We start from the raw sequence: 11,916 nt of genomic DNA, 5'->3' as shown, positions 1-11,916 counted from the left end.
GCCAGCTCCCACAGGTTTGGCGTCGTTCACCCAATTTGTGGTAACCCCGATCCTGTGTGCGTGGCTTGCCCGCGATAGCGCCAGTCCAGACACCGCACATTTCCCGGATTCACAGACAAAAAAAGCCCCGATCAAGCCGTGACAGGATCGAGGCAGAGGGTACTGTTGAGGAGCTGCCGTGCGATGGTGACCAAACCGTCGTCAAGCAAGCTGGGTCCAGTGTGCCCACTCCTCTCGCCGCCAGGTTAGCCGAAAACGACATGTTCATAACCAATTGAGGCATTGCGACAAATCGCCCTTGCCGACACCCCGCACCCCCACCAGAATCGATTCACGACACCGTTCCCTGAAGAAGGATTGCGTCATGATGTACGCCGATTTGATAGACCAGGAAGACCTGTTGGGGCAGCTCAAGTCATTGGGCTTTCAGGTACCCAGCGGATCCACAGCCGAGCAGGCTTGTGAGTGTGCGGTACGAGGTTTGAACAACGAACGGGCCACCGTGCTGCGCACAATGGTCAAGCAGATGTACACCAGCAGCGCGACAATTTTGCCGGCAGTGCGCCAGGCCATCGACAAGCAGTTATTGCCGGCATTGGCGGAGTATCAGCAGAGCCACACCAGCCGATAAAAGATCAAAAGATCAAAAGATCAAAAGATCGCAGCCTTCGGCAGCTCCTACAGGAGCTCCGGAGGCTGCGATCTTTTAATGGACCCTCGGTCTAGAGCCTTACGCTGGCAAACGTCGACTCATTACGCGCCTGGCTCAGCGCCGACAACGGCCCGGACAACGGCGACAGTACCAGCGCTTGCGGCAGCGGCATCATCGCCACTTGCTGCGTGGTATTGGAACCTACGCGCTCGTCACGCGGCGGAATGCCAAAGTATTCGCGGTAGCACTTGGAGAAGTGCGGCGTGGACACAAACCCGCACACCGACGCCACTTCGATGATCGACATCGGCGTTTGCTTGAGCAACTGCCGAGCGCGAATCAAACGCAACTTGAGGTAGTAACGCGACGGCGAGCAGTGCAGGTATTTCTGGAACAGCCGTTCGAGCTGTCGACGCGACACCGCGACATACACCGCCAGTTCGTCCAGATCGATCGGCTCTTCGAGGTTGGCTTCCATCAGCGCAACGATTTCCTGCAGCTTCGGCTGGTTGGTGCCGAGCATATGCTTGAGCGGCACACGCTGGTGGTCCTGCTCGTTACGGATACGCTCGTAGACAAACATCTCGGAAATCGCGGCCGACAGTTCACGGCCGTGATCGCGGCTGATCAGGTGCAACATCATGTCCAGCGGTGCGGTGCCGCCGGAACTGGTGAAACGGTTTCGGTCGAGAGTGAACAGACGGGTGCTCATCACCACACGCGGGAAAGCTTCCTGCATCGCCGCCAGGCATTCCCAGTGCACGCTGCAATCGAAACCATCCAGCAGACCGGCGCAGGCCAGGGCCCAGCTGCCGGTGCAGACCGCGCCCAGACGACGGGACTGACGCGCCTGGCTTTGCAGCCATGACACGTGTTCCCGGGTGACAGTGCGCTGGATGCCGATGCCACCGCAAACGATGATGGTGTCCATTGGCGGGGCTTTGTGCATGGAGGCGTCGGGGGTGATTTGCAGGCCGTCACTGGCCCAGACCTGACCGCCATCAACGGTGAGGGTCGTCCAGCGATACAGCTCGCGGCCGGACAACTGGTTGGCCATGCGCAGCGGTTCTACCGCGGAGGCCAGAGAAATCAGCGTGAAATTGTCCAGCAGCAGAAAGCCGATGGATTGAGGCGCACGGTTCTGGGGTTGGGCCCCGGAGTTGAACGACGTCATCGCGGTATCTCCTCACACAAAGCAGGTGATGGCCTCAGGCGGAGGCTCTTGTTATTGCCATCGTTCTCGCGTGGGAGACGGGCTTTGTAATGACAGAGCAATTGCCGTGCCTATTTTTGAATGTGCGTTCAATAACTCCTGAAAACGACGTCGGAATGTGTCTATACATGACACACAGGAAAGGGGGATTTAAATGGCCATCAAGGCTGGCAAGCGCCCCGCCCCACGAGCTGTGAGCAATTCGGTAGCACTTGTGGGAACTGGGCTCAGAGCCGCCGCGAAAGAGTGTCACCACAGGCACGGGTGACGAGTGGTCGAGCCTCTGAATAGGAGCCGACCATCGGTGAAGCGAGTTATCTGTTAGCGACGCGCCAAAAGGTGGCGCGGTTTAAATCGGGTGTTCACTTAGCGCGCAGTTTTGACTGGTAAAGCCTCGTCTGTAGGAGCCGGCTTGCTGGCGATAAACGATAACGCGGATTGACTGACTCACCGCGTCGTCTGAATCGCCAGCAAGCCGGCTCCTACACTCAACACTCCACCGCGCTGACCGCCAGGCCACCCCGCGATGTCTCCTTATATTTGTCATGCATATCGGCGCCGGTATCGCGCATCGTGCGAATCACCCGATCCAGCGAAATGAAGTGCTGCCCATCACCCCGCAGAGCCATTTGCGCCGCGTTGATCGCCTTCACCGCCGCAATTGCGTTGCGCTCGATGCACGGCACCTGCACCAGGCCACCCACTGGGTCGCACGTCAGGCCGAGGTTGTGTTCCAGGCCGATTTCCGCCGCGTTGCACAGTTGCTCCGGCGTGGCGCCGAGGATTTCCGCCAGCCCCGCTGCTGCCATCGCGCAGGCCGAACCGACTTCGCCCTGGCAACCCACTTCGGCACCGGAGATCGAAGCGTTCTTCTTGCACAGAATCCCGACCGCCGCCGCCCCGAGCAGGTAATCCACGACGTTGGCGTCGGTCACCGCTTCGCTGAACTTCATAAAGTAGTGCAACACCGCCGGAATGATCCCCGCCGCACCATTGGTCGGCGCCGTGACCATGCGCCCGCCGGCCGCGTTTTCTTCGTTGACCGCCAGGGCGAACAGGTTGACCCACTCCATCGCACTCAAGGTCGAACCGATGACGTTGGGCTTGTTCAGCTCCTGCAAACTGCGATGCAGTTTTGCCGCGCGGCGCCGCACGTTGAGGCCACCGGGCAGGATGCCTTCGTGCTTGAGACCTTGCTCGACGCAATCCTGCATGGCACGCCAGAGCGTCATCAGGCCGCTGCGGATTTCCTCCTCGCTGCGCCAGACTTTCTCGTTGGCCATCATTAATTCGGCCACCCGCAGGTTGTGCTTCTTGCACAGTTCCAGCAGCTCGGCCGCGCTGGAAAAATCGTACGGCAACATCGTGCGATCCAGGTCGACGACGCCGCTTGCAGCCTGCGCCTCATCGACGACAAAACCACCACCGACCGAATAGTAGGTGTCGCGATGAAACTCACCGCGTTCGTCCTCGACAATCAGGGTCATGGCGTTGGGGTGGTACGGCAGGTTTTCGTCGATCAGGCGCATGTCGCTGCCCCAGACGAACGGGACCTCGAGGTGGCCGTCGAGCAACAAGGTATTCGTTTCGCGCAGCGTGGCGATGCGAATGCCGATTTGCGACGGATCGATCGCGTCCGGCCATTCGCCCATCAGGCCCATGATCACCGCGTTGTCGCTGCCGTGCCCGATGCCGGTGGCCGACAGCGAGCCAAACAGCTGGACTTCGACACGCCGCACTTGCTTCAGTTGTCCTCGATCACGCAGGCCTTGAACGAACAACGCCGCTGCCCGCATGGGCCCAACGGTGTGGGAGCTGGAAGGTCCGATGCCGATTTTGAACAGGTCGAAAACACTGATTGCCATGACTGCAGAACTCCTGGATGTACCAACTCCAGGCGCAAAAACGCCCGGTGACGGAGCTGCTACGCTCAAGCTGCAATCCGTCGAGGTGGCCGCATCATCAAGCTTTTATCGTGTTGTTCGACGTCTCTAACCGACGCACTCATGCCCACGAACGCCGTGTGTCTTTTACGCCGCGTTTTCGCCGTTTTTTTGCGATCCGAACGGCCAAATGAGCCTGAAAAAATCTGTAAACGACGTCACCGACACTGGATGCGACCATCCCTGTACTGGATACGACGCGCCCTGTAGGCGTCAGATTTTCACTGGTACATGATCGTATCGACTCGATTGCAAGGCGCCGTGGTAGAGCTGTCTCCAGAACGCCATCCAACCGCAACCTATAAGTGCGGTGGTCCAGTCGGAACACTGCCAAAAAAAACACCAAGGAGTCCATCCATGAAAGGTTCCCCGTCGTTGTTGTTGGCCGCCCTGCTTAGTCTGCCGGTTCTGGCGCAAGCCGCCGAACCGGCCCAATGCAGCACCGTAAACTTCTCCGATGTCGGCTGGACCGACATCACCGCGACTACCGCGACCACCAGCGTCGTACTCAACGCCCTCGGCTACAAGACCAAGACCACCATGATTTCCGTGCCCGTGACCTACAAGTCCCTGGCCGACGGCAAGAACATGGACGTGTTCCTGGGCAACTGGATGCCGACCATGGAAAACGACATCAAGGCCTACCGCGATGCGGGCACCGTCGAGACTGTGCGCACCAACCTCAAAGGCGCCAAGTACACCCTCGCCGTGCCTCAGGCGCTGTACGACAAAGGGCTGCATGACTTCGCCGACATCGCCAAATTCAAGAAAGAACTCGACGGCAAGATCTACGGCATCGAGCCTGGCAACGACGGCAACCGTCTGATCCAGAGCATGATCGACAAAGACGCCTTCGGCCTGAAAACCGCCGGTTTCAAGATGGTCGAGTCCAGCGAAGCGGGCATGCTCTCGCAAGTCGATCGTGCACAGAAACGCGACACCGCCGTAGTGTTCCTCGGCTGGGCGCCGCACCCGATGAACAAGCGCTTCAAGATCCAATACCTGACCGGTGGCGATGACTTCTTCGGCCCGGATTTCGGTGCCGCCACCGTGGCGACCAACACCCGCAAGGGTTACGCCCAGGAGTGCAGCAACGTGGGTCAGTTGCTGAAAAACCTGGAGTTCACCGTCGACATGGAAAGCGAACTGATGGGCAACATCCTGGACGACAAGATGAAGCCTGACGCGGCCGCCAAGGCCTGGCTGAAAAAGAATCCACAGGTGCTCGATACCTGGCTCGCTGGCGTGACCACCATTGACGGTAAACCTGGCCTGGAGGCCGTGAAAGCCAAACTGACGCCTTGAATCAGGGAGCATCGCTTATGCCGGGCGGTGTAGCCGCCCGGGCTGTTTATTTCCTCGCATGCGGACGTTCACTACCATGCTGATTGATCAGAAAATACCTCTAGGCCAGTACATCGCAGGCTTCGTTGAATGGTTGACGCAACACGGCGCCAACACCTTCGACGCCATCGCCGTGACACTGGAAACGATGATCCACGGCGTGACTTTTGCGCTGACCTGGTTCAACCCGCTGGCATTGATCGGCCTGATCGCACTGCTCGCCCACTTCATCCAGCGCAAATGGGGCCTGACCGCTTTCGTCATCGCCTCCTTCCTGCTGATCCTCAACCTGGGGTACTGGCAGGAAACCATGGAAACCCTCGCCCAGGTGTTGTTCGCCACCCTGGTCTGCGTATTGATCGGCGTGCCGTTGGGCATCGTCGCCGCGCACAAGCCGATGTTCTACACTGTAATGCGTCCGGTACTCGATCTGATGCAGACCGTACCGACCTTCGTTTACCTCATTCCTACCCTGACCCTCTTCGGGCTGGGCGTGGTGCCGGGCCTGATCTCCACCGTGGTGTTCGCCATTGCCGCGCCGATCCGCCTGACCTACCTGGGCATCCGCGATGTCCCGCAAGAACTGATGGATGCCGGCAAGGCCTTTGGCTGCTCGCGTCGCCAACTGCTCTCACGGATCGAACTGCCCCATGCCATGCCAAGCATCGCGGCCGGCATCACCCAGTGCATCATGCTGTCGCTCTCGATGGTGGTGATCGCGGCACTGGTGGGCGCCGATGGCCTGGGCAAACCGGTGGTCAACGCACTGAATACCGCTGATATCGCCCTGGGCTTCGAAGCGGGCCTGGCGATCGTACTGCTGGCGATCATGCTCGACCGTATCTGCAAACAACCCGACGCTAAAGTAGGGGGTGACGCATGAGCATTATTCGCTTTGAAGACGTCGACGTGATCTTCGCCAGAGATCCGCGCGAAGCCTTGAAACTGCTTGACCAGGGCATGACCCGAAACGAAATCCTGAAAAAGACCGGGCAGATTGTCGGCGTTGAAAAAGCCAGCCTGGATATCGAGAAAGGTGAAATCTGCGTGCTGATGGGCCTGTCCGGGTCCGGCAAGTCCAGCCTGCTGCGCTGCATCAACGGCCTAAATACCGTGAGCCGCGGCAAGTTGTTCGTCGAGCATGAAGGCAAACAGATCGATATCGCCTCCTGCACCCCGGCAGAGCTGAAAATGATGCGCACCAAGCGCATTGCAATGGTGTTCCAGAAGTTCGCCCTGATGCCCTGGCTGACCGTGCGCGAGAACATCAGTTTCGGTCTGGAAATGCAGGGTCGGCCAGAGAAGGAACGCAAAAAACTGGTCGACGAAAAGCTTGAACTGGTGGGCTTGACCCAGTGGCGCAACAAGAAACCCGATGAGCTGTCCGGCGGCATGCAGCAACGTGTGGGCCTGGCCCGTGCGCTGGCGATGGACGCTGACATCCTGCTGATGGACGAACCGTTCTCGGCACTTGACCCGCTGATCCGCCAAGGCCTGCAAGATGAACTGCTGGAACTGCAACGCAAGCTGAGCAAAACCATCGTGTTCGTAAGCCACGACCTCGACGAAGCCCTGAAGCTCGGCAGTCGCATCGCGATCATGAAAGACGGCCGGATCATCCAGTACAGCAAGCCGGAAGAAATCGTCCTCAACCCAGCGGACGACTATGTACGGACCTTCGTCGCCCACACCAATCCGCTGAACGTGCTGTGCGGTCGCAGCCTGATGCGCACGCTGGACAACTGCAAACGCATCAACGGTTCCGTGTGCCTCGATCCAGGCGGCGATTCGTGGCTGGACCTGGCGGAAGGCAACACCATCAAGGGCGCCCGCCAGAACGGCTCAAACCTGGATCTGCAAAACTGGGTACCGGGTCAGGCCGTCGAAGGCCTGAGTCGTCGACCCACCCTGGTGGACTCGAGCATCGGTATGCGCGACGCGTTGCAGATTCGTTATCAGACCGGCAACAAACTGGTGCTGCACGACAACAATCATGTGGTGGGAATTCTGGGTGACAGCGAGCTGTATCACGCGCTGCTCGGCAAGAACCTGGGGTAAGACGACAGACACAAAAACGCCGCGAGAGGATCGCGGCGTTTTTGTTTGAACGCGTTATTTGCATCAACGCTATCTCTGTAGGAGCCGGCTTGCCGGCGATGGCTGTGTATCAGATACACCGCGGTATGGCATTCGCTGGCAAGCCAGCTCCTACAAAGGCGCTACTCACAACTCAGCTATAAACCCGGCCAAGGAGCTGGCGATGGCTTTCAAACTGATCGAGCACGTCACGTGTGATCTGATCCTGAGTGAAGCCCATCAGGTCGTAGTCCTGGCTGCCGTTGTGCAGGTACACCTCGGCGCGATAGAAGCGCTGTCGCGCCTCGTCGGACTGCACCGACTCGGTCGGCGTGGCCAGGTAGCCATCCAGGCTCACTTCGTAGACGAAAGGGTTGCCCTCTTCCATCTCCACGCGCACGCCCATGCAACGCTTGGACTTGCCGAGCAACGTCTGCACTTCCAGACCTTGCGCACGCATCTGCGCCGTCGCATCTTCAAGCGCCGGGCTCACCTGCTTGTCCATGAAACGCTGCACTACCGATTGGCTCGGTTGCAGGTCCAGTTGAGTCAAACGCTCGCTGAAACCACGACGGCCACGTTCCGCCAACTGCGCTTGCTCCTGTTCGATCTGCACGTCCTGGCGCATGGCCTTGTGCAAGCCGAACATGAAGCACACCAGCACCACCGAGAACGGCAGACCCGCCAGCACCACCATGGTTTGCATGGCTTCGAAGTTACCGGCGAACAGCAGGCCGATGGTCACCAGGGTGATCACCGCCGACCAGAAAATCCGCAGCCAGTGCGGGGCGTCTTCGTCGACGTTGCCGCCCTTGCACGACAGATTCGCCATCATCACCGCACCGGAGTCCGCCGGGGTCAGGAACAGCACGAAACCGACAAAGATCGACACGCCGATCACCACCTTCGATGCAGGGTAATGCTCAAGCAACTGGTAGATCGCCATGGACGGCTGCTCCAGCGCTGTCTTCCCGAGCTCCACCGCCCCATGGTTCATCACCAGGTCCAGGGCCGAGTTACCGAAGATCGACAACCACGCCAGGGTGAAACCCAGCGGAATCAGCAACACGCCCGCCACCAGTTCACGCACCGTGCGACCACGGGAAATACGCGCGATGAACATGCCTACGAATGGCGCCCAGGAAATCCACCAGGCCCAATAGAACAGGGTCCACAGGCCCAACCAGCGGTCGGACTTCTCGCTATCGCCTTCGTACACATAGAGGTCGAACGTCTTCAGCACCACGCCGTTCAGGTAGTCACCAACGTTTTGCACAAAGCCGTTGAGCAGGTGCAGAGTCGGGCCGAACAACAGCACGAAAATCAGCAGGCCGCTGAACAGTACGATGTTCAGGTTGGACAGACGGCGGATACCGTTTTCCACACCGGACACGGCGGCGATGGTCGCCACGGTGCTCATCACGATGATCACGATCAGCAGGTTGGTGTTGCTGTGCTCCATGCCGAACAGGTTTTCCAACCCGGAAGACACTTGCAGCGAACCAATCCCCAGGTTCGTCACCAGACCCAACAGGGTCACGAACATGCCGAAGCCGTCCACCGCATGCCCGGCTGCGCCTTTGACCCAGCGCTCGCCCACCAGCGGATACAACGCCGACCGCAACGCCAGCGGCTGGTTATGCCGATAGGCAAAGTACGCCACCGCCAGACCGACCAACGCGTAGATCGCCCAGCCATGCAGGCCCCAATGCAGGAACGTCAGTTGCACCGCCTGACGTGCCGCGAGGTTGCTGCCGGAGACGCCTTCCGGCGGATTGAAGTAGTGATCCAGCGGTTCGGACGCGCCGAAGTACAGCAACGAAATGCCGATACCCGACGAGAACAGCATCCCCGCCCAGGCGCCGTAGCTGAAGTCCGGGGTGTCGTCCTTGCTGCCCAGTTTCAGTTTGCCGTAGGACGAAAACGCCAGGCCGATGACAAAAATCAGGTAGGCGGCAATCACCACCATGTAGTACCAGCCGAAGCTGCGGGACAACCAGGCTTGCGCCATACCGAGCAGTCTGCCGGCCTCTTGCGGGGCGATGATCAGAATGGCGGTCAACAATAGAATCAACGCGGTAGAGGTGTAGAACACCCAACCGTTGACCGTCACCTTCTCCGGTGGGGTCTTTATTAGCGAGGCAGAACTCATGGCACAGATGCTCCAGGCAGTGCGAGAGAAGAACGCAAGACAAACGTGTTACCCGACTAATCGGTTAGTGGGCAGCCGACCGACGGGTGATATAAAGACAGCCCGAAAAAAGCCCGAAGCCCTGAAGCGCCGCAGCGCATAGGTTTCGAGCAGTTTCGGAAGTCGATTTTTCCGCCGCTACCTGTAGGAAAAAATCTGTAGGCAGCGACGATTTGTCGCAGATCTTATTCTTTGTTGATTGAACGTTCAATCAAAACAAAATAGACTGGCCCACAAGCCGATAGACGTTCCACGTCTGCCGGAAGGCCTAAGGAGATGTGCAAGATGCCCAAGGTCGGTATGCAACCCATCCGTCGCCAACAATTGATCGAAGCCACGTTGCTGGCGGTCGACCAGGTCGGAATGGGGGACGCCAGCATTGCGCTGATCGCCCGTTTGGCCGGTGTCTCGAATGGCATCATCAGTCACTACTTTCAGGACAAGAATGGCCTGATCGCCGCCACCATGGGGTACCTGATGACTGTCCTGAGCGAGAACGTCACCGCGCGCCGACAGGCGCTGACAGATGACAGCCCGCGGGCGCATCTGCAGGTGATCATCGAAGGCAACTTCGACGCCAGCCAGGTCAACGGCCCGGCAATGAAAACCTGGCTGGCCTTTTGGGCCACCAGCATGCACCAGCCGTCTTTGCACAGGTTGCAGCGGATCAACGATCACCGTCTGTATTCCAACCTGTGCTGCCAGTTCCGCCGTGTACTGCCGCTCAATGATGCGCGCAGTGCCGCCCGAGGCCTGGCAGCGTTGATTGACGGTTTGTGGTTGCGCGGCGCGCTGTCGGGAGACGCTTTCGACACCGAGCAGGCGCAACAGATCGCTTACGAATACATGGATATCCAATTGGCCAAGCGGGTGAGTTAGAGCACACATAAACGCTCAACCCCTGAACCGCCACTGATCAGCGCACCCAGGCTTCACGGCGCGCCCGGTGGTTAACGCCAACCACTTATGCTCTTGCGAGGACTTTATGGCCCGTTTCGAACTGCAAAAACTCTACATCGATGGCGCGTACAGCGACGCCAGCAGCGACGCCACTTTCGAAGCCATCAACCCGGCTAACGGAGAAGTCCTCGCAAAAGTGCAACGTGCGACCTTCGATGACGTCGAACGCGCCGTCGTCAGCGCCGAAAAGGGCCAGAAGATCTGGGCCGCCATGACCGCCATGGAGCGTTCGCGCATCCTGCGTCGTGCCGTCGACATCCTGCGCGAGCGCAACGATGAACTGGCCGCCCTGGAAACCCTGGACACCGGCAAGTCGTTCTCCGAAACCAAGTATGTCGACATCGTCACCGGCGCTGACGTGCTGGAATACTACGCAGGCCTGGTTCCGGCCATCGAAGGCGAGCAGATCCCGCTGCGCACCACCTCGTTCGTCTACACCCGTCGCGAGCCGCTGGGCGTCGTGGCCGGTATCGGCGCGTGGAACTACCCGATCCAGATCGCGCTGTGGAAATCCGCCCCTGCCCTGGCGGCCGGTAACGCGATGATCTTCAAGCCAAGCGAAGTCACCTCGCTGACCACTCTGAAACTGGCCGAGATCTACACCGAAGCCGGCCTGCCGGACGGCGTGTTCAACGTCCTGACCGGCAGCGGCCGTGAAGTCGGCACCTGGCTGACCGAGCACCCGCGCATCGAAAAAATTTCCTTCACCGGCGGCACCGACACCGGCAAGAAAGTCATGGCCAGCGCTTCGGCCTCGTCGCTCAAAGACGTGACCATGGAACTGGGCGGCAAATCGCCGCTGATCATCTGCGACGACGCCGATCTCGACCGCGCCGCCGATACCGCGATGATGGCCAACTTCTACAGCTCCGGTCAGGTCTGCACCAACGGCACTCGCGTGTTCGTACCGGCTCACCTGAAAGCTGCGTTCGAAGCCAAGATCGTTGAGCGTGTTGCGCGCATCCGCGTCGGCAACCCGGAAGACGAAAACACCAACTTCGGCCCGCTGGTCAGCTTCGCCCACATGGAAAGCGTGTTGGGTTACATCGCCAAAGGTAAGGAAGAAGGCGCCCGTGTTCTGTGCGGCGGCGAGCGTCTGACCGACGGTGAATTCGCCAAAGGCGCGTTCGTGGCACCTACCGTGTTCACCGACTGTACCGACGACATGACCATCGTTCGCGAAGAAATCTTCGGCCCGGTGATGGCGATCCTCACCTACGAAACTGAAGAAGAAGTGATCCGTCGCGCCAACGACACCGACTTCGGCCTGGCCGCCGGTATCGTCACCAAGGACCTGAACCGCGCCCACCGCGTGATTCATCAACTGGAAGCCGGTATCTGCTGGATCAACGCCTGGGGCGAGTCCGACGCGAAGATGCCGGTGGGCGGCTACAAGCAGTCGGGTGTGGGCCGTGAGAACGGGATCAGCTCGCTGAACAACTTCACCCGCATCAAATCGGTACAGGTTGAGCTGGGCGATTACGTCTCGGTGTTCTAAGGCAGCCTCTGCTTCTCCCGGGAGCCCGCTATCGCCAGC

The 11,916-nt window shown here is 59.4% G+C and carries 9 protein-coding genes; 6 read left to right on the top strand and 3 right to left on the bottom strand.

Translation table 11 applies throughout. The features are described 5' to 3' along the window. Positions 1-364: 364 nt before the first annotated feature. Positions 365-631 (top strand): hypothetical protein, encoded by a 267-nt coding sequence (locus CKW15_RS23265; protein ID WP_095057468.1) that lies wholly within the window; start codon positions 365-367, stop codon positions 629-631. Between the two features lie 91 nt (positions 632-722). On the opposite strand, the gene CKW15_RS23260 is transcribed toward CKW15_RS23265, so the two are convergent. Both CKW15_RS23260 and CKW15_RS23255 read right to left on the bottom strand, forming a co-directional pair. Further along, on the bottom strand, positions 723-1,826 hold the full coding sequence (locus CKW15_RS23260; protein ID WP_095057467.1) for a GlxA family transcriptional regulator: 1,104 nt from the start codon (positions 1,824-1,826) through the stop codon (positions 723-725). Between the two features lie 527 nt (positions 1,827-2,353). Next, positions 2,354-3,730 carry an L-serine ammonia-lyase gene (locus CKW15_RS23255; protein WP_095057466.1) on the bottom strand — a complete coding sequence of 459 codons (1,377 nt, stop codon included), beginning with the start codon at positions 3,728-3,730 and terminating at the stop codon, positions 2,354-2,356. Between the two features lie 435 nt (positions 3,731-4,165). On the opposite strand from CKW15_RS23255, the gene CKW15_RS23250 reads away from it, so the two are divergent. The 3 genes from CKW15_RS23250 (at position 4,166) to choV (ending at position 7,210) form a co-directional block, all read left to right on the top strand. After that, positions 4,166-5,113 (top strand): choline ABC transporter substrate-binding protein, encoded by a 948-nt coding sequence (locus CKW15_RS23250; RefSeq protein WP_095057465.1) that lies wholly within the window; start codon positions 4,166-4,168, stop codon positions 5,111-5,113. 76 nt (positions 5,114-5,189) lie between these two features. Then, positions 5,190-6,035, top strand: coding sequence for a choline ABC transporter permease subunit (gene choW / locus CKW15_RS23245; protein WP_053163121.1), 846 nt, complete (start codon positions 5,190-5,192; stop codon positions 6,033-6,035). Next, positions 6,032-7,210 (top strand): choline ABC transporter ATP-binding protein, encoded by a 1,179-nt coding sequence (choV, locus tag CKW15_RS23240; protein WP_095057464.1) that lies wholly within the window; start codon positions 6,032-6,034, stop codon positions 7,208-7,210. The genes choW and choV overlap by 4 nt, the downstream gene beginning before the upstream one ends. A 172-nt stretch (positions 7,211-7,382) precedes the next feature. Here choV and CKW15_RS23235 read toward each other — a convergent pair whose 3' ends face one another. After that, complete coding sequence (locus tag CKW15_RS23235; protein ID WP_256580311.1) at positions 7,383-9,323, bottom strand: BCCT family transporter; 1,941 nt, start codon at positions 9,321-9,323, stop codon at positions 7,383-7,385. Positions 9,324-9,704: 381 nt separating this feature from the next. On the opposite strand from CKW15_RS23235, the gene betI reads away from it, so the two are divergent. Both betI and betB read left to right on the top strand, forming a co-directional pair. Continuing rightward, positions 9,705-10,298, top strand: a complete 594-nt coding sequence (betI, locus tag CKW15_RS23230) for a transcriptional regulator BetI (protein ID WP_095057462.1) — start codon at positions 9,705-9,707, stop codon at positions 10,296-10,298. A 106-nt stretch (positions 10,299-10,404) separates the two neighbouring features. Next, positions 10,405-11,877, top strand: a complete 1,473-nt coding sequence (betB, locus tag CKW15_RS23225; protein ID WP_095057461.1) for a betaine-aldehyde dehydrogenase — start codon at positions 10,405-10,407, stop codon at positions 11,875-11,877. The last annotated feature ends 39 nt before the right edge of the window (positions 11,878-11,916 follow it).

Origin of the sequence: Pseudomonas sp. Irchel s3b5, from assembly GCF_900187435.1 — a bacterium.
Lineage (GTDB): Bacteria > Pseudomonadota > Gammaproteobacteria > Pseudomonadales > Pseudomonadaceae > Aquipseudomonas.
The sequence above is the reverse complement of the archived record's forward strand: the minus strand, read 5'-3'. Positions and strand labels throughout refer to the sequence as shown.

Bases quoted from the DNA above. Each gene is read 5' to 3' on its own strand.
- choV (WP_095057464.1), top strand. From the start codon at position 6,032: ATGAGCATTATTCGCTTTGAAGACGTCGACGTGATCTTCGCCAGAGAT.
- betI (WP_095057462.1), top strand. From the start codon at position 9,705: ATGCCCAAGGTCGGTATGCAACCCATCCGTCGCCAACAATTGATCGAA.
- CKW15_RS23260 (WP_095057467.1), bottom strand. From the start codon at position 1,826: ATGACGTCGTTCAACTCCGGGGCCCAACCCCAGAACCGTGCGCCTCAA.
- betB (WP_095057461.1), top strand. From the start codon at position 10,405: ATGGCCCGTTTCGAACTGCAAAAACTCTACATCGATGGCGCGTACAGC.
- CKW15_RS23250 (WP_095057465.1), top strand. From the start codon at position 4,166: ATGAAAGGTTCCCCGTCGTTGTTGTTGGCCGCCCTGCTTAGTCTGCCG.
- CKW15_RS23265 (WP_095057468.1), top strand. From the start codon at position 365: ATGATGTACGCCGATTTGATAGACCAGGAAGACCTGTTGGGGCAGCTC.
- CKW15_RS23255 (WP_095057466.1), bottom strand. From the start codon at position 3,730: ATGGCAATCAGTGTTTTCGACCTGTTCAAAATCGGCATCGGACCTTCC.
- choW (WP_053163121.1), top strand. From the start codon at position 5,190: ATGCTGATTGATCAGAAAATACCTCTAGGCCAGTACATCGCAGGCTTC.